Here is a 17,446-nt window from a genome sequence, read left to right on the forward strand (position 1 = left end):
CGTTTTTTAGAAGCGGTTAATATGATGTAATCTCAGATCCTATAAATTACTTTCTATAGCACCTACTTTTTCACGGTATAATTCCAATGGTTTATCCAGAAGTATAGCAATGACTGTCATTTCTTTATCCAGCCTTTCTTTTGGAATGTCAATATAGATAATTCCAGGCCGGTCACTCCAGTACAATTTATTGTAAACAGTATGGTCGATCATGGAACCTTCCCCAACAATACGAATTCTTGAAATGCCATTTTTAATTCCTTTTAAAGTAACCTGCCCCGTGGGAATTCCTTCTACAAAAAGATAAAGAGTTTGTTTATCTTTTGAAAGGGCACTCATACCTGCATAATGCCCATCCGGTAATCCTTTTCCTGTTTCAAAAAGAGCTTCGGCATGATCGCTGATCCATGATAAAGTTTTCGTATTCGTTTTTGAAGTCTTTGGAATGCTCATATCCATCCCATCTGCGGTAAGTCCGGAATGGTCCAGGAGATTATTGCCATTATGAATTTGTTCAGCAATTTCGTAGACAGCGGCAGAAGTATCGGAATGATCAGTGAGTTGTTTTAAAGATGGAATATCTCCTTTATGGGGGGCTTTAAACTGAATTTCCTTATTAAAATTAAGCTCAATAACAGTCACATCCTGATCAAATTGTACATTAGAAAAATGTAAAGTCAGGTTTCCGGCAGGATCGGTTACCATATTTACCTTTGCATTGGGATCACTAAGAACTTCTGCAGAAACCGGGAAGGATTTTAACCCATATATTTTTGTGAAATTTTTAGCTTCCTCAAGATACAGAAACAGTTTTTTATGATCTTTAGATATTGCAGATTTTCCTTTGTAGTTTTCAAAAGGCAAGCCCCTGCGTGTTCCATATATAGCCTCAGGATATTTAGAGGTCCAGCGTCCCAGGTTTTGGAGGATTTTTACTTGCTCTTCCGGAATGGTTCCATCTGCTTTAGGACCGATATCCAGAAGTAAATTACCACCCATACTGATTACATCTGCCAATGTTCTGATAATCATATTAGGAGTTTTATAATGGTGATCAAAAGGTTGGTATCCCCATGAATCATTCATGGTGTAACATAATTCCCAGTATTCACTTTGAGGGCTGATGACCGGGATTCCTTGCTCCGGAGTTTCGTAATCTCCATGATTGGTTAACCTTGAATTGATAATAATATCTGGATTATATTTTTTTAAATTATCTAAAGTTTTTGATGCCTGCCATTCCTCAGAAGTATGTTCCCAATCGCCATCAAACCATAAAAGATCGGGGTGGTAACGGTCTGACAGATCATTGAGTTGTGACTGATAATATTGGATGAAGTTTTGCCATCGTCCTGGATCATTCTTAATTTCATATCTCTTCTTTGTTCTGGTGTTGATATCATAATAAGGATGGCTCCAGTCCGGCAGAGAATAATAAAGACCAGTTTTTAACCCTGATTTTTTAAGTTCGTCAATAAAGGGTGAGAGAACATCTTTTCGGGCTATTGAATTTTTTGCAATAGTAGTCGCTTTTTCAGCCTGAGAGTTCCAGAGAGAAACCCCATCATGGTGCTTTGTGGTGATTACGGAATATTGTGCCCCCGAATTTTTAATAAGTTTTGTCCAGTAGGCTGGATTATATTTCGCAGCAGAAAATCCATTCAGCTGCTTCATATAATTTTCATGGTTAATATAGTTATTAAAAAAAGACCAGGATTCCGAAATTCCATCTACCGAATAGATTCCCCAGTGAATAAAGATCCCCAGTTTTGCATCCTGAAACCATTCCATTTTTTTCGGGTTGGGCTTATTTTGTGCATTGCTATTTCCTGCAACCAAAGTTCCGAACAAAAAGGCAATGATCCACTTATTTCTCATGCTTATATTTTTGTGTACTAAAATAACAAAAGTCTTCTTTAATTTCCTAGTTGGAGCGCATATTCATTTTGTGAGTGATTGTATTCAGAATAAAGCTAATTTTATAAAATAAACAAAATGATAATCACCAAAACAAAAGACATGAAAATGACAACACTTATTCTGATCATTACTGGAACACTTACAGCCCTTATTGCAGGATTATTTTATGCTTATTCCTGCTCGGTTGTACTGGGATTAGGGAAACTATCCGACATGGAGTACCTGAAAGCAATGCAGTCTATAAACCGTGAAATTCTCAATCCGGTCTTCTTCCTGAGTTTTATGGGAACGGCAGCGATGCTTCCTATTTGTACTTATATATTCAGAGGGCAGCATCCGTCTTTTCTCTTGCTTTTATTGGCTACAATAATTTATCTGGTTGGCGTTTTCGGGGTTACTGTGGTAGGTAATGTACCTATGAATGATCAATTGGATCAGTTTAATATCGGAGATGCTACTGCCGAAGCATTAAAAAAAGTGCGTGAAGCTTTTGAAAACAGATGGAACCTTCTCAATAACATCAGGTCAATATGTTCTACCATCAGTATTGTTCTGGTTATTTGTGCCTGTATATGGGCTAAAACGAAATAATGTTCAGTATTAGTACTTAATGCAAATTCCGTATTTTTACGGATGCACGGTATTGTGTTTTATTAGCATCTTTACACAAGCATAGAACAACGAAAATCTAAGCTAAAGTCTGAATGACTGAAACTAATAACCATCGTAAGCTCAGATTTTCAACGAATTAAGGCAGCCTGAAGGGCTGCCTTTTTATATAGGTTCAATAATGAGACGTTACTTAAATTTTTAACAGCTCAATTGTTCTCTCAGGATTTTCAGAAGAGAAAACAGCATTTCCTGCCACCAGAACATCTGCGCCTGCTTCGAATAATTTCGATGCATTATCTAGGTTAACACCACCATCCACTTCAATAAGAGCAGTGGAATTATTGGTTAAGATCAGGTCTTTGGTCTCAGCAATCTTCTTATAGGTGTTCTCAATAAATTTTTGTCCCCCGAATCCTGGATTTACACTCATCAACAATACCAGATCTACATCTGCTATGATATCTTCCAGCATTAGAACCGGAGTGGAAGGATTCAGTACAACTCCTGCCTTAGCGCCTCTGCTCTGAATAAGGTGGATCGTTCTGTGCAGGTGCGTGCAAGCTTCATAATGTACAGAAATCAAATCTGCTCCGTGGTCAATAAATTCCTCAACATATTTTTCCGGTTCAACGATCATTAAATGAACATCAACAAATTTTTTGGCATGCTTCTGAACCGTTTTCATTACAGGAAAACCAAATGAAATGTTCGGTACAAATCTCCCATCCATCACGTCAATATGGAACCAGTCTGCCTGAGAATTGTTCAACATTTCAATATCTCTTTGCAGATTCCCGAAGTCTGCTGATAAAAGGGAAGGAGCAATTAGCTTAGTTTTCATTTTTACTTTTATATTAGATTTATTAAAGATATCAGATGCCAGACACCAGATATCAGACCTGTTTTTTTTAAAGTCTGACATCTGACATCTTTTATCTGATGTCTTTATTAGTGGTATTTCAATTTCATTTCCGGCTGGATCTTTAAAATAGTTTCATAGATAAGGGAGATCACGTTTCCTACATCTTCTTTTGAAACCATTTCTACTGTTGTGTGCATATACCGCAAAGGTAATGAAATCAATGCACTGGGAACACCACCATTAGAATGGGCGAATGCATCAGTATCCGTTCCTGTAGATCTGCTGGCTGCAGCTCTTTGGATTGGGATTTTCTTTGTTTTTGCAGTATCTATAATCAGTTCTCTGATGGTATGATGCACACTTGGAGCAAAGAAAATCACCGGCCCGTTACCACACTTCTGATCACCTTCTTTTTTCTTCTCGATCATAGGAGTGGTTGTATCATGTGTTACATCTGTCACGATGGCGATGTTGGGCTTTATAGTATCGGCAATCATATCTGCACCGTACAAGCCTACTTCTTCCTGAACAGAATTTGTAATGTACAGACCGAAAGGAATTGTTTTTTTATTTTCTTTTAATAATCTGGCTACTTCTGCAATCATAAATCCACCGATTCTGTTATCTAAAGCCCTGCACACGAAATAGCGATTATTCATTTCGAAGAATTCGTCAGGATAAGTAATCATACATCCTACATAGATACCCATTTCTTCAACTTCTTTTTTAGAAGTTGCTCCACAATCGATGAAGATATTTTCAATTTTAGGAGTAGGCTCATTTTGATTATTGCTGCGGGTGTGAATTGCAGGCCATCCGAACACACCCTTTACAATCCCGTTTTCTCCATGGATATGAACTACTTTTGAAGGAGCTATCGTTTGGTCGGAACCTCCGTTTCTTATTACATAAATTAATCCGTCGTCCGTAATATAATTCACATACCACGAGATCTCATCAGCATGCGCTTCAATGACTACCTTGAATTCAGCTTCAGGATTGATAATTCCATAGCAGGTTCCATAGTGATCAACTTCAATTTTGTCTACATAAGGTCTGATATAATCCATCCAGACTTCCTGTCCTTTGTGCTCGTAACCCGTCGGAGATGATGTATTTAGGTATTTTTCTAAAAATTTTAAAGATTTCTTTTCAAATTTCATAAAAAGGAATGATTTTTGCGTTCAATATTAGCTCTAATACGCGTAAAAATAATGAATTTTAGCAAGATTTTTTGTCTTTTTCTTTTCTTTTTTGGGATTGGTGTTTTTGGACAAACGGATTCTATTATTGCTAAACCCCTGAGCCAATACCCTCCGGAGGAGTTAAAAGTAGATGAATTTGGAAATAAATATTACTATGATGAAAGACAGAAAGCCAAATTCTATGAAATAAATGGAGAGACAGTTGTTGTGATGGATGAACTTGTCCTTCTCAACAAACCTAAATTCAATAACCAGCTGGACAGGAATTATTATTATTTTCTAAATAAAAAACTATACAGGGTATATCCTTTATTTGTAGCAGCTTTACAACAGTACAGGGATATTCAGAAAGAAATGACCAATCTCGACAGTAAGGCAAAAAGAAAATATGTAAGGGACCGTCAGAATATCCTGGCTGATCAGTACGAAAAGCAGTTACGCGATCTTACAACAACAGAAGGTCAGGTTTTTGCCAAGCTTATGAACAGGGCGACAGGAAAGAATGTTTATGAGATTATTAAAGAACTAAGGGGAGGGTGGAGCGCTTTCTGGTGGAATGTTAAAGGTAAAATGGCCAGTATCGATCTTAAAGATCAATATGACCCTCATAGAAACAGAACAGATGAATTCATAGAATCACTATTACAATCCAACTGGAATTCTGGCTATCTTCAGCCATATCCGGGAGCCGGTGATTTTAAAATAAAAAAATAATACCTGTAAGTAATTACAGGTATTTTTCTTTCAGTTTATCAAATACGATTTGATCAATGGGTAAAGGAAATGGATTGTCCGGTCTGTTGATATCGATCCATTCCGTTTTTTCTATACAAGGATCCAGAATAAGGAAATCTTCTTCGTTGATAATATTAACTATATAATATATGGTAAGGAGTTGTTCATTTTCTCTGAAACGGGATACTAAAAAATCTTCTTGTGTATAGAAGTGTTCCACGATATCTATTTTTACATTGAGCTCTTCATCAAACTCCCGGTGGAGACATTCCAGTAATCCTTCTCCGTACTCCAAACCTCCTCCCGGAAATTTTACAAGCTGGTCTCCGGCATATTCTTCAAATAAGGTAAGTACTTTTTTTTCCTTTATCGCACAGGCATATACTCTGACGTTGATCTTATCTATCATATATATATTTTGTATAGCTAAATTAAGGAAATTTGTGAAAAAAAAGAAGTGAATTGAAAGTTGAAAGCTGAAAAATGAAAGGTGGATCATAAGATCTCAGATGTTGTAAATCCTGAACCTCTGATCCGCAATTCTTATAATTACCAAACCTCAGGCTTCCGATTTTCTATTGATCACCCTCTCTTTATGGCATTCAGCATTTCCCTTTTCCCCGGCGGACCTTGTTTCTTCTCTACAGTAAAATTAAGTTCCTGAAGGATTCTTCGGACACTTCCTTTGGAAGAGTAGGTTGTTAATAATCCGTTCACATTCATTTTGTCTGAAACCATCTCAAATAATGGTTTTTCCCATAGATCAGGTTGTACGCGCGCACCAAAACAATCGTAGTATACAAGGTTTATTTTAGGTAAATCAATGTTTTTTAATTCAAAAAAATCACATTTTATTTTTTTTAAATTAAAATTTTTAACTATTTCTACTGATTTTTCCCATTCTGCAGCATGAATTTTATGATAAATTTCTTTGAATTCAATGTTATCAAAAAGTTCAAAATAGGCCAAATCTTTAATTTCCGATTCATTTATGGGATATTTTTCCAGAGAAAAATAGTTGATGACATGATTTTTATCAGTTTTTAAATATTCATTAATTGTAACCAAAACATTCAAACCTGTCCCCAAACCGAGTTCTAAAATATTAATTTCGTAATCATTTATCAAAATTAGTCCATTATTGATAAACACGTGTTCGGCTTCTTGTAATGCTCCGTGATGAGAATGGTAGTTTTCATTTAATTCATTGATAAACAGTGTTTTACTTCCGTCGTTTGTGGTCTTTATCTCTCGTTTCACCCTATTTTTTTGTCAAATTTAGTCTAAAATTTTTATATTTAGAAAATTATGTTAAATTTGTAGAACATCATAAAAAATTTTAGAAATGATAATTCAAAAAACTGAGAATTCCAGACTTTCATCATTCGACCCAAATAATTTTTCTTTTGGGAATACTTTCATAGACCATATGGTAATATGTGAGTATGAGAATGGAAAGTGGGGGGACGTAAAATTGGTGCCTTATGGGCCTTTAGCCTTTACACCTGCAATGATGGGGGTAAATTACGGACAAGCTTGTTTCGAAGGAATGAAAGCTTATAAAGATCAGGAGGGACAGGTTTTCCTATTCAGGCCTGAAAAGAATTTTGAACGTATCAATAAATCGGCTAAGCGTCTTGCAATGCCTGAGGTAACGGAAGAAATGTTTTTAGATGGTCTGAAAGCATTGGTAGATATCGATAGAAACTGGATCCCTCAGGGAGAAGGAATGTCTTTGTACATCAGACCTTTGATTTTTGCTACTGAAGAAGCTTTAAAAGCAAGAGTAGCAGAAAAATATATGTTTGCAATTGTTGCAACACCTGCAAAAAGTTATTATACTGAACCTGTTTCAGTAAAAATTTCCGATCATTATTCAAGAGCTGCTAACGGAGGTGTAGGATCTGCAAAAGCTGCAGGAAATTATGCTGCATCATTTTATCCTACTCAGCTGGCAATAGAAGAAGGATATGATCAGATCATCTGGACGGATGATGCTACTCACGAATATTTTGAGGAAAGCGGAACAATGAACGTTTTCGTAAGAATCAACGATACTGTATTTACTCCTCCTACTTCAGAAAAGATCCTGGACGGAGTTACAAGAGACAGTTTCATTCAATTGGCTAAAAAAAGAGGAATTGAAGTGAAAGTGGAGCCAATACCTGTAAAAGCTGTAATTGAAGCGCAGAAGAATGGTACATTGAAAGAAGTTTGGGGGGTTGGAACTGCTGTTGTTACAACTATTTTCCAGGCATTAGGATACCAGGGTGAAAAACTGGATTTACCAAAATTATCTGATGAAGAAAGCTTTGCAGCAATCCTTAAAAATGATTTGGTAAGCATACAGACGAATCTTTCGGATGATTCGTTCGGATGGAGAGTGTTGGTAGAAAAAAATGTGTTGGAAACCGTTTAATTTCTACTTTGAAAATTATATAAAAGCCAAGATATTCTTGGCTTTTTTTGTTTATTATATCCTGTGAAATGCTTATTTTCGCAAAAGTTTATGAAAAAATTACTCTTCATATCAGTATTGGGATTGCTGAGCTGTAACAGGAATTCACAGGCTCATCCGCCATTGGGTGGGGTTTTGAGCCAGAAAGATCTGGATATTTCGAAAGCAAGGATGAAAAACCTTAACGCTTCGGAAAGAATGCATATTCAGGAGTGGATCAAAAATCAGCCGGTGAAATTTTATCCTACCCAACTCAACTATTGGGTCAATGCTGAAGGTTTTGATACAAGAGAGAGGAGACCGGATAATTCCCTGATCTCTTATTCTTATGATCTTTATGATTTTGATCAGACCAAGATCTATGATCAGCCTGTTGAAAGAAGAGATGCCAAATTCGGGCACTTTGATGAATTAAAAGCGGTAGAAAATGCTTTGCGTTTTATACACGATGGTGAGGAAGTTACGATTTTGGTTCCATCTTCTCTGGCGTATGGTACTTATGGAGACGAAAAAAAAATAGATAACGACATCCCATTAATCATAAAATTAAAAGCTCAATAAATGAAATTGTTTAACAAGAATATAATTCTGGCAGCGGCAAGTATATCGCTGATGAGTTGTACACCAATTTATAAAAAAATGAACGTAGACAAAGAAACTTACGAAGGTCTTAAAGACGGACTTTATGCTAATCTTCAAACTTCAAAAGGAAACCTTATTGTAAAGTTTGAAGACAAAAAATCGCCTGTTACTGTAGCTAACTTTGTTGGTCTTGCAGAAGGGAAAATTGATAACAAATCTAAAGCTAAAGGAGTTCCTTTTTATGATGGAACTATTTTCCATAGAGTGATCAAGGATTTCATGATCCAGGGGGGAGATCCTCAGGGAACCGGAATGGGAGATCCAGGATATAAATTCGAAGATGAGAGAAACGACCTTCGCCATACAGGAAAAGGTATTTTATCAATGGCTAACTCAGGACCTAATTCAAACGGATCTCAGTTTTTCATTACAGAAGTAGCTACTCCTTGGTTGGATGGAAAACACACAATCTTCGGAAAAGTAGTAAAAGGAGAAGAGGTAATTGATGCCATCGCTAATGTTGAAAAAGGACCTCAGGATAAACCTAAAACAGATGTTGTTTTAGAGAAGGTGAATGTTTTCAGTAAAGGGGATGAATATAAGAATTATGATCCGGCTAAAACTTTCAATGAAGGAAAAGCTAAGATTCAGGAAAACAACAAGGCTTATTTAGCAAAAGAAGAAGCTGAGAGAAAGAAAAAAGAAGAAGAATTTAAGGCTAATCAGGAGAAGATGATAGAAAACCTTAAAGCGGGAATGCAGAAAACTGAATCCGGATTATATTATAAAATTACGAAGACTACGGATGGAAAAACTCCGAAATCAGGAGACAATGTATCTGTACACTATGCAGGTAAATTGGTAGACGGTAGTGAATTCGATTCTTCTTTTAAAAGAAATGAGCCGATCGAAATTCCAATCGGAATGGGTAGAGTAATCAAAGGATGGGATGAAGGAATCCTGTTACTGAAAGAAGGTGAAACAGCTACCTTATTGATCCCGCCTGCAATGGGTTATGGAGAAAGAGGGGCAGGAGGTGTTATTCCACCAAATGCATGGTTAGTTTTCGATGTTGAGCTTGTAAAAGTGAAATAATTCAAATACCATTATAGGAAAAGCCGGCTTTTTAGTCGGCTTTTTTTATTGGGATAAAAACACAATTAATTTAAGGATGGGAAACCAACTCTTTTAGCAAGATAAGTCCATGTAGAACTATATGAGCAGGATCGTGTTTTTATTTCGTGATCAACGGTAAAATTACTATTTTAGCTCAAAATAATTTAATGAAGCAAGTATTCTCCTTATTTTTCCTTTTTATTTTAATAATGATTTCAGCTCAGGGAAAGCGATTCTTTGAAAGTGGAGAAGTACAATTGACACAGCCTGTTGAGAAAATTAATCTGAATTTTATTAATGATTTACCACTTGTAAAGGTGAACATTAATGGGAAATTGTATAATTTTTTGTTTGATTCCGGTGCCCCTACCGTTATTTCCAATACCATTTATACTGAGCTCAATCTACAGAAAGAGCATACCAGTAAAGTAAAGGATTCCCAGAAAAATAAGCAGGAACAGATTTTCACAAAATTACCGGAAATGACTGTTGATAATGTGGTTTTTAAAAATATAGGTGCTATTGTAATGGACCTGAATGGTTCTGAGCTTGGCTGTTTTAAAATTGATGGTATTATTGGTGCTAATCAGATGGCAAAACTTTTCTGGAAAGTGAATTATTCTGAAAATTTGCTTGAAGCGACAAAAGATCTTTCGAACTTTAAGTTCGATGATTATGAAACTGTAGTCCCCTTTGATTCACAAAATCAGAAAACACCGGTCGTGGAAACTAAAATTTTAGATAAAAACATCAGGCTTACTTTTGATACCGGATTTACAGGAAGGCTTAAGATTTTAGAAAGTGATTATGATCAAAAAAAGATAAAACAATATGTTGAAACTTACGGAATTAGTTCTGTGGGGGCCTTTGGGGCAGGAAAGCCGGTCCCAGGATTTATTTTTAAAATGCCTGCATTAGGTTTAGGAAACAGAATCTTTGATAATGAAATGGTCATGACCGGAAATTCAAGATTAATAGGAAATGATTTTTTCAAAGACTTTGCATTTATAATGGACTGGCAGAATAAAAAGATTTACATGAAGAAGATTAAAAATGATCCGCCAACACTGGAATCTTTTGGTTTTGGATACCGTTTTATTGATACCAAGCCGGTTGTTGCATTTATATTTAAAGGAGAAAGTTCCTCTTTGGAAATTGGTGATTCAATCTTAAGCATAAATGATGTGGATCTGGATCATTTGAATAAAGAATCTGCTTGCCATTATATGATGAATCGGGTGGAGAGGGATTATAAAACTATTGGAATCAGAGTAAAAAGAGCCGGTAATATTATGGATCTGAGAGTTGATAAAAAAGAATTTCTAAAATAGGTACAAACAGTCTACCTTAAATATTTCGATAACTAATCAAATAACCTGGTTTTTCGTTACGGTAAATAATGAACTTCCAATAGTACATAAAATAAAAAAACCGCCGTACGGCGGTTTTTTTATATATTACCAGTTCTTATCGATCATATAAATAAGTTGGGTCATTGTTACCGCTCCCAGCAGCAATTCTCTCCGGTTTACTTTTTCGAAAGTATCTTCATGAGTATGATGAATATCAAAATACCGCTGAGAATCCGGAACCAATTCTGCTGTAGGTACTCCCATAGCATGAAGGGGAGAAATATCAGCCCCGGAGTATTTTCCTTCAAAATTATAAACTCCGTAAGGGAGGAATAATGGAGCCCAGCCTTTGATCTGATTTCTTTTTGCATCATCCATCTCCAGAGCAACTCCTCTTGGACTGAAACCTCCGGCATCGGATTCTATAGCAAAAAGGTGCTTTTCATTGGTGTCTTTAGCGGTTTTTCCATATTGTAAGCCACCTTTTAATCCGTTTTCTTCGTTGGCGAAACATACTACCCGGATCGTATGGTTGTTTTGAATACCCAATTTTTTAAATGTTCTCAAAACTTCTATACTCTGTACAATTCCGGCTCCGTCATCATGAGCGCCTTCGCCCACATCCCAGGAATCCAGATGTCCACCGACAACGATTACGCTTTTATCTTTTTTACCTGTTATTTCCCCGATAACAGAGTGGGAGAGCTTTTCTCCTTTCATTCCACAGTTGGAATTCAAAGTAGCCAATACCTTTTGGGTTTTTAAAAGTTGTTCCAGTTCATCCGCTGTTGTATTTCCGATTGCAACAGCCGGTACTTTGTCTACATTATCTTCGTATCGCATAGCACCCGTGTGAGGAATATCGTCAAAAGCTGATGAAAGAGAACGGATAATGGCAAATCTGCCCCCTTTCTTAGCCGTTAAAGCTGCGGCAGTTACTCTATACTTAGCAGCATCCCCATAACCTCTGAAAGTTTCTATAAACGATTGACTGAAAGGATAATTAAAAAACACGATCTTGTCTTTTACTTTCTCAGCAGGAAGACGATCGTATTCCTCCATGGATTTTACCATAATGACTTCTCCGGAAACATCTTTTCCGCCCGTACCTTCAGAATTTCCTAAAGAAAGCATTTTAAGGGTCTTCCATCGGCCACTGTTTGCTGTGATCTTTAAAGATTCTTTTCCTCGTTCCCAGACAGGAATGGTAACTTCCTGAAGCCATACCTTATCAGCTCCGGCATCACGCAGCTTCTGCGCTGCCCACTGAACTGCTTTTTCATAAGCCACCGAGCCACTTAAACGATGGCCAATGTTTTTGGTCAGGTCTCTTAGCTCTGTATATCCTTTTCCGTTGTTAAGGATCTCTTTGGATATTGTACTGAATTGTATTGAATCTTCTTTTACTTTTACCTGACCAAACAAGGTCATACTTAAAAGGAATAAAGATGTGCTTACTATTTTTTTCATGTCTACCAGTTTTTATCAATCATATAAATAAGTTGTGTCATTACTACGGATCCCAGAAGCAGTTCCCTGCGATTTACCTTCTCAAAAGTATCTTCTTCCGTATGGTGGATGTCAAAATACCTTTGAGGATCGGGAACCAGCTCAGCTGTAGGTACTCCCATCTCATGGAGAGGAGCGATGTCGGATCCTGAATATTTTCCATCAAAATTATAAACGCCATAGGGTAAAAATAAATTAACCCAACCCTGGATCTGTTTTCTTTTAATATCATCCATTTCTAAGGATATTCCTCTTGGGCTAAATCCTCCTGCATCAGACTCTATTGCAAAAAGGTGTTTCTCATTGGTCTCTTTTGCAGTTTTTCCATATTGTTTGCCTCCTTTGGTTCCATTTTCTTCATTCGCAAAACAAACTGCTCTTATGGTATGATTATTTTGAATTCCTAATTTTTTAAATGTCCTTAAGACTTCTATACTCTGTACGATTCCGGCTCCATCATCATGAGCACCCTGGCCCACATCCCAGGAATCCAGATGGCCACCTACAACAATTACGTTTTGGTCTTTTTTACCGGTAATCTCCCCAATAACAGAGTGAGAAAGTTTTTCTCCCTTCATCCCACAGTTAGAATTGAGTGTTGCAATCACTTTCTGGGTTTTTAAAAGTTCTTCCAGTTGATCTGCAGTTGTATTTCCTATACAAACTGCGGGAATCTTTTCAATATTATCCTCATATTTCATGCCTCCGGTATGCGGAACATCGTCCAATGCAGAAGACAAAGAACGGACGATTGCAAATTTACCCCCTTTCTTTGCGGTAAGTGCGGCCGCAGAGCGTCTGTAAGCACCGACATCCCTGTAAGCTATGAAAGTCTGTACATAATTCTGATCAAAAGGATGGTTAAAGAAAACGATCTTACCTTTTACTTTTTCAGCCGGAAGCTGCTCGTATTCTTCCAATGATTTGACCATAACGATTTCTCCGGAAACATCTTTTCCTCCTGTTCCTTCAGAGTTTCCCAAAGAAAGCATTTTGAGGCTTTGGGGCTTTCCTGAACCGGCTTTTATATATAAAGACTCTTTTCCCCTTTTCCAGACTGGAATCCTAACTTCCTGCAGCCATACTTTATCTGCCCCGGCATTGCGAAGTTCTTTCGCTGCCCATTGTACCGACTTTTCGTAGGCTTCCGAACCACTTAAACGATTTCCAATATTTTGTGTTAGATCTCTGAGTTCTTCATATCCTTTTCCATTATTTAGAATTTCCGTGGAAATTTTACTGAATTGTATTGAATCTCCCTGGGCCTGAGCATATGTTGCTATGCTTAAGAGAGCTAATGTGGTTTCTATTAATTTTTTCATATTACCAATTTTTATCAATCATGAAAATCATTTGTGTCATAGCGACAGCTCCTAGGAGAAGCTCTCTTTTGTTTACTTTATCAAAAGTATCTTCGGAAGAGTGGTGGTAGTCAAAATAACGCTGAGTATCTACGACTAATTCCGCAAGTGGGATATCCAGTTTTTTTAATGGTGAAATGTCTTGTATAGCGTAGGTTTGATCGAAATCATACACTCCATAAGGGAGAAAATAGTTTTTCCAATCAAATATCAATCTTCTTCGCTGTGGAGCCATATCCAATGAAAACCCTCTTGGAGAGTAGCCTCCCGAATCCGTACCTAAAGCAAAAATGTGTTTTTCATCTTTCTTTTTCACATAAGCAGCGTAGCCTTCTCTTCCCTGGCCACCGTTTTCACTATTGGCGTACAGGACAACTCTTATGGTGTGGTTGTTATCAATTCCTAAAGCTTTAATTGCTCTTAATACTTCGAGGCACTGTACGACTCCTGTGCCGTCATCATGAGCTCCTTCTGCAAAATCCCATGAATCCAGCTGTGCTCCTAAAAGGATTACCTTAGAATCTTTCTTTCCCGGAATTTCTCCGATGATATTATGATTGATCGTTTCTCCTTTTGATTCTGCAGACATATTAAGCTTTGCCTTGACAGTCTGTTTTTTTAACAATTTTTCCAGTTCATTGGCTGATTTTGCGCCTATGGTTACTGCTGGTATTTTTACTCTGTCATCGGGTTCATAATAGATCATTTTGGCGTGGGGAACATCATCAGATGCTGTAGTGAGAGATCGGATGATCAGGCCTTTCGCCCCTTTCTTGCCAATTACAGAAGCGGAGAGCAATTTAGATTTTGCAGAAATAAGATAGGAATCTACAGTATTGATGATCTTCTGGTCAATGGGAGAGTTCACAAAAATGATTTTATCCTTTACCTGAGCTGAAGTAAGAGCATTGAGTTCCGGAATATCATTCACAAGCAAAATATCTGCTGTAAGGTCTTTACCGCCTGTTCCTTCAGAGTTTCCGAAAGAAAGCATTCTGATATTTTTCCACTCTCCATTGTTGGTTTTTATCTGTAAAGATTCCTTTCCCCTGATCCATACTGGTACTTTAACTTCCTGCTTCCATATATTTTCGGCACCTGCTTCTTTCAGCTTTTTTTCTGCCCATTCTGTAGCTTTTGTATAACCCTGTGTAGCACTGAAACGAGGACCTATACCTTTAGTTAATTCTCCTAAATTCTCGTAGGCAGTACCATTGATTAAGATTTCATCAGAGATCTGTTTAAATTCATCTGCGTAGTTGAATTTGGCTGTGGTTAATTTTTTCTGAGGCTTTTTTTGAGTTTTTTTTTGAGAAAATAAAAATCCACTCAAAAAGAGTGGAAGTATGATAATGAATATTTTTTTCATTTTTTGATTTACCTTTTCTTTTCCGTGCATAAAAGTAGGAAAAAAAAGGAAATAATTTAAGGTTTCATGTCGTACATTAAGAGTGCTGTAACCAATTTCGGTTCAATAAATGTACATTTTGGAGGCATACTCAATTTAAGATCTGAAATTTTAATCATATCGTTAAAACTTACCGGATAAATTCCAAAACCTACTCGTCCTTCACCGTTGTCTATTTTCTCTTTTAGAATAGTGATACCTTCAAGATTGGAAGTTCCCTTTACATAGGAAATTTTATCTGAACTATCAGGATCTTCTATCTTCAATATGTTTTTAAAGATGTATTTGTCCAATAAATGGTGGTCAAGATTATCCAATGACATTTCCTGGGAACGAAGGTCATGCTTCACGTGCAGCGAATAAAATTTACCGTCCAGATACATCGAAATATGGAATTTCTGAGAAGGGTAGTATGGGGTTTCTTCTTTTTCGTGAATCAGGAAATAATGTTCAAGCTGTTTTAAGAAATCGTCAGCAGATAAGTCGTTAATATCACTTACAATTCTGTTGTAATCATGGATTTTAATGGACTGATTGGACACGATAAAGCTGAATACAAAATTATAGGCTTCAGTACCGTTGTGTCTTTTATTTTTATCTTTCTGATGCTTTGCATTCAATGCTGTGGAACCAATTCTGTGGTGACCGTCGGCAATATAAAAAGAATCTATCTGCTCGATGACCTCCTTGAATTGCTGTAATTTAAGACGGTTGTCTATTCTCCAGATTTTGTGTCTGATCCCTTTAGAGTCAACGTGGTTGAAGATCGGCACGTTTTTCTCCTCATGGTTCATAAGAAGCTCCACTTTGGAATTGGCAGGGTAGGTAAGAAGTACCGGTTCTGCCTGTAAGTTTACTTTTTCAAGATAATGTGCCAGCTTTTCCTTCTTCTGGGGGATGGTACTTTCATGTCTTTTGATTTTTCCGTTCCAAAAATCTTCAAGACTTGTTAGACCAAGTAATCCTCTGAAAACCTGTTTGTTGGGGTAGATCTGTTCATAAAGATAGTATGCAGAACTGTCCTGAACGAGTTTTTTCTCTTCCAGAAGTTCTTCAAACGTAGAACGGATCTTCCTTAGGTTCCGGTCAATATCTTTTGATTTACTTACAACATAGGGCTTTATCATATTGATGTAAGTATTTTCAACCTGAGCTTTTTCTGCAATTTCCTCTTGGGTGAAATTGTCTAATGGATGGGTAGGAAAAGTTTGCTCAAGATCTTTATGAGGTCTAATTCCGCGAAATGGTTTAAAAACAGGCATATTTATTTTATAGTTTCTTTTTGTAGCTTAATAATTTGTTCTGCAAGTTCTGCCCCGATCTTTTCCTGGGCATCCACTGTATTGCCTCCTACATGAGGAGAAAGAGACAAAGATGGATTCATCAGTAAGATCAGTTCAGGAGTAGGTTCATTTTCAAAAACATCCAGTGCAGCTCCCGCCACTTTTCCGGATTCAATGAAATCAAGAAGGGAAACTTCATTGATTACCCCACCTCTTGCAGTATTTACGATATAAACACCATCTTTCATTTTCTCGAACTGATCGGTGTCTATAATATATTCATTGGTTTTAGGAGTATTGATACTTATAAAATCAGTGTCCTTATAGAAAGAATCAGAATCGTTGGTAGATGTAATTTCAAAATCCAGGGTTTGTCCGTCAAAAAAAGATAACGAAAGGGTCTTTGTTTTAGGTTTTCTCGTCAATACCTTAACCTTCATTCCTAATGCAATTCCCATTTTCACTACTTCCTGACCAATACTTCCAAAACCAATCACGCCTAATGTCTTTCCCGAAAGCTCATAGGCATTGCTGAATGACTTTTTCATTGCATCAAAATGAGTTTCTCCTTCCAAAGGCATTAATCTGTTCGATTCGTGAAGAAACCTTGCTAAGGAAAAGAAATGGGCAAATACCAGCTCGGCTACTGACTTAGAAGAAGCTGTAGGGGTATTGATGACTTGTATTCCTTTGCTTTTGGCATATTCTACATCAATATTATCCATTCCGATCCCGCCTCTTCCAATGATCTTCAAACCCGGGCAGGCATCAATAAGATCCTGTTTTACTTTGGTGGCACTTCTTACCAGTAGAACATCAACATTATTTTCGTTAATAAAATTGATGACATGATCCTGCGCAACACGGTTGTTCAGAATTTCAATTCCAGCTTCTTTTAAAGCCAGTTCTCCTGCTTTGGAAATTCCATCGTTAGCTAAAACTTTCATACTTTCTTTTATTTAAAAATCTAAAGATTTGAAAAATTTAAATATTTAAAATTGGTTCGCAAATTAATAAAATTATAATTAGCATTATAATCTTTC

The 17,446-nt window shown here is 36.8% G+C and carries 16 protein-coding genes; 6 read left to right on the forward strand and 10 right to left on the reverse strand.

Going from position 1 to position 17,446, the window contains the following annotated elements:
* Positions 1–39: 39 nt before the first annotated feature.
* Positions 40–1,878 carry an alpha-L-fucosidase gene (locus ACNFU2_RS02050; protein ID WP_418123503.1) on the reverse strand — a complete coding sequence of 613 codons (1,839 nt, stop codon included), beginning with the start codon at positions 1,876–1,878 and terminating at the stop codon, positions 40–42.
* A 117-nt stretch (positions 1,879–1,995) separates the two neighbouring features.
* On the opposite strand from ACNFU2_RS02050, the gene ACNFU2_RS02055 reads away from it, so the two are divergent.
* A complete protein-coding gene (locus ACNFU2_RS02055; protein WP_418123505.1) occupies positions 1,996–2,511 on the forward strand; it encodes a DUF1772 domain-containing protein in 516 nt (171 codons plus the stop codon).
* A gap of 211 nt (positions 2,512–2,722) precedes the next feature.
* Here ACNFU2_RS02055 and rpe read toward each other — a convergent pair whose 3' ends face one another.
* Both rpe and ACNFU2_RS02065 read right to left on the reverse strand, forming a co-directional pair.
* Positions 2,723–3,373, reverse strand: a complete 651-nt coding sequence (rpe, locus tag ACNFU2_RS02060) for a ribulose-phosphate 3-epimerase (protein WP_172283359.1) — start codon at positions 3,371–3,373, stop codon at positions 2,723–2,725.
* A gap of 107 nt (positions 3,374–3,480) precedes the next feature.
* Positions 3,481–4,557 carry a M28 family peptidase gene (locus ACNFU2_RS02065; protein WP_418123507.1) on the reverse strand — a complete coding sequence of 359 codons (1,077 nt, stop codon included), beginning with the start codon at positions 4,555–4,557 and terminating at the stop codon, positions 3,481–3,483.
* Between the two features lie 51 nt (positions 4,558–4,608).
* Between ACNFU2_RS02065 and ACNFU2_RS02070 the strand changes: the two genes are divergently transcribed.
* Positions 4,609–5,313 (forward strand): DUF4294 domain-containing protein, encoded by a 705-nt coding sequence (locus ACNFU2_RS02070; protein WP_172283355.1) that lies wholly within the window; start codon positions 4,609–4,611, stop codon positions 5,311–5,313.
* Between the two features lie 13 nt (positions 5,314–5,326).
* Here ACNFU2_RS02070 and ACNFU2_RS02075 read toward each other — a convergent pair whose 3' ends face one another.
* Both ACNFU2_RS02075 and mnmD read right to left on the reverse strand, forming a co-directional pair.
* Positions 5,327–5,743 (reverse strand): NUDIX domain-containing protein, encoded by a 417-nt coding sequence (locus ACNFU2_RS02075; protein ID WP_172283353.1) that lies wholly within the window; start codon positions 5,741–5,743, stop codon positions 5,327–5,329.
* 173 nt (positions 5,744–5,916) lie between these two features.
* On the reverse strand, positions 5,917–6,594 hold the full coding sequence (gene mnmD, locus ACNFU2_RS02080; protein WP_306611978.1) for a tRNA (5-methylaminomethyl-2-thiouridine)(34)-methyltransferase MnmD: 678 nt from the start codon (positions 6,592–6,594) through the stop codon (positions 5,917–5,919).
* A gap of 85 nt (positions 6,595–6,679) precedes the next feature.
* On the opposite strand from mnmD, the gene ACNFU2_RS02085 reads away from it, so the two are divergent.
* The 4 genes from ACNFU2_RS02085 (at position 6,680) to ACNFU2_RS02100 (ending at position 10,821) form a co-directional block, all read left to right on the forward strand.
* Complete coding sequence (locus ACNFU2_RS02085; protein ID WP_172283349.1) at positions 6,680–7,753, forward strand: branched-chain amino acid aminotransferase; 1,074 nt, start codon at positions 6,680–6,682, stop codon at positions 7,751–7,753.
* Between the two features lie 90 nt (positions 7,754–7,843).
* Positions 7,844–8,353 carry a hypothetical protein gene (locus ACNFU2_RS02090; protein WP_172283347.1) on the forward strand — a complete coding sequence of 170 codons (510 nt, stop codon included), beginning with the start codon at positions 7,844–7,846 and terminating at the stop codon, positions 8,351–8,353.
* Positions 8,354–8,431: 78 nt separating this feature from the next.
* Positions 8,432–9,469, forward strand: a complete 1,038-nt coding sequence (locus tag ACNFU2_RS02095; RefSeq protein WP_306612905.1) for a peptidylprolyl isomerase — start codon at positions 8,432–8,434, stop codon at positions 9,467–9,469.
* A gap of 188 nt (positions 9,470–9,657) precedes the next feature.
* Entirely contained in the window at positions 9,658–10,821 is a 1,164-nt protein-coding gene (locus ACNFU2_RS02100) for a retropepsin-like aspartic protease (protein ID WP_306611981.1), read from the forward strand.
* Between the two features lie 126 nt (positions 10,822–10,947).
* On the opposite strand, the gene ACNFU2_RS02105 is transcribed toward ACNFU2_RS02100, so the two are convergent.
* From ACNFU2_RS02105 to ACNFU2_RS02125, 5 genes are read right to left on the reverse strand one after another with little or no spacing between them, the layout of a single operon-like run.
* Positions 10,948–12,312, reverse strand: coding sequence for a M28 family peptidase (locus ACNFU2_RS02105; RefSeq protein ID WP_172283343.1), 1,365 nt, complete (start codon positions 12,310–12,312; stop codon positions 10,948–10,950).
* Between the two features lie 2 nt (positions 12,313–12,314).
* Positions 12,315–13,673, reverse strand: coding sequence for a M20/M25/M40 family metallo-hydrolase (locus tag ACNFU2_RS02110; protein WP_306611983.1), 1,359 nt, complete (start codon positions 13,671–13,673; stop codon positions 12,315–12,317).
* Between the two features lies 1 nt (position 13,674).
* Positions 13,675–15,081 (reverse strand): M28 family peptidase, encoded by a 1,407-nt coding sequence (locus ACNFU2_RS02115; protein WP_172283340.1) that lies wholly within the window; start codon positions 15,079–15,081, stop codon positions 13,675–13,677.
* A gap of 56 nt (positions 15,082–15,137) precedes the next feature.
* Positions 15,138–16,382, reverse strand: coding sequence for a DUF1015 domain-containing protein (locus ACNFU2_RS02120; RefSeq protein WP_273647798.1), 1,245 nt, complete (start codon positions 16,380–16,382; stop codon positions 15,138–15,140).
* A gap of 2 nt (positions 16,383–16,384) precedes the next feature.
* Positions 16,385–17,350: a D-2-hydroxyacid dehydrogenase gene (locus ACNFU2_RS02125; RefSeq protein ID WP_306611986.1), complete on the reverse strand. Its 966-nt coding sequence runs from the start codon at positions 17,348–17,350 to the stop codon at positions 16,385–16,387.
* Between the last annotated feature and the right edge of the window lie 96 nt (positions 17,351–17,446).

The organism is Chryseobacterium sp. PTM-20240506 (genome assembly GCF_048296755.1).
Lineage (GTDB): Bacteria > Bacteroidota > Bacteroidia > Flavobacteriales > Weeksellaceae > Chryseobacterium > Chryseobacterium proteolyticum.

Excerpts from the sequence above, each read along its gene's own strand:
- ACNFU2_RS02065 (WP_418123507.1), bottom strand. The coding sequence starts at position 4,557 with ATGAAATTTGAAAAGAAATCTTTAAAATTTTTAGAAAAATACCTAAAT.
- ACNFU2_RS02100 (WP_306611981.1), top strand. The coding sequence starts at position 9,658 with ATGAAGCAAGTATTCTCCTTATTTTTCCTTTTTATTTTAATAATGATT.
- ACNFU2_RS02085 (WP_172283349.1), top strand. The coding sequence starts at position 6,680 with ATGATAATTCAAAAAACTGAGAATTCCAGACTTTCATCATTCGACCCA.
- ACNFU2_RS02105 (WP_172283343.1), bottom strand. The coding sequence starts at position 12,312 with ATGAAAAAAATAGTAAGCACATCTTTATTCCTTTTAAGTATGACCTTG.
- ACNFU2_RS02110 (WP_306611983.1), bottom strand. The coding sequence starts at position 13,673 with ATGAAAAAATTAATAGAAACCACATTAGCTCTCTTAAGCATAGCAACA.
- ACNFU2_RS02095 (WP_306612905.1), top strand. The coding sequence starts at position 8,432 with ATGAACGTAGACAAAGAAACTTACGAAGGTCTTAAAGACGGACTTTAT.
- ACNFU2_RS02120 (WP_273647798.1), bottom strand. The coding sequence starts at position 16,382 with ATGCCTGTTTTTAAACCATTTCGCGGAATTAGACCTCATAAAGATCTT.
- ACNFU2_RS02125 (WP_306611986.1), bottom strand. The coding sequence starts at position 17,350 with ATGAAAGTTTTAGCTAACGATGGAATTTCCAAAGCAGGAGAACTGGCT.
- ACNFU2_RS02075 (WP_172283353.1), bottom strand. The coding sequence starts at position 5,743 with ATGATAGATAAGATCAACGTCAGAGTATATGCCTGTGCGATAAAGGAA.
- rpe (WP_172283359.1), bottom strand. The coding sequence starts at position 3,373 with ATGAAAACTAAGCTAATTGCTCCTTCCCTTTTATCAGCAGACTTCGGG.
- ACNFU2_RS02055 (WP_418123505.1), top strand. The coding sequence starts at position 1,996 with ATGATAATCACCAAAACAAAAGACATGAAAATGACAACACTTATTCTG.
- ACNFU2_RS02050 (WP_418123503.1), bottom strand. The coding sequence starts at position 1,878 with ATGAGAAATAAGTGGATCATTGCCTTTTTGTTCGGAACTTTGGTTGCA.
- ACNFU2_RS02070 (WP_172283355.1), top strand. The coding sequence starts at position 4,609 with ATGAATTTTAGCAAGATTTTTTGTCTTTTTCTTTTCTTTTTTGGGATT.
- ACNFU2_RS02090 (WP_172283347.1), top strand. The coding sequence starts at position 7,844 with ATGAAAAAATTACTCTTCATATCAGTATTGGGATTGCTGAGCTGTAAC.
- ACNFU2_RS02115 (WP_172283340.1), bottom strand. The coding sequence starts at position 15,081 with ATGAAAAAAATATTCATTATCATACTTCCACTCTTTTTGAGTGGATTT.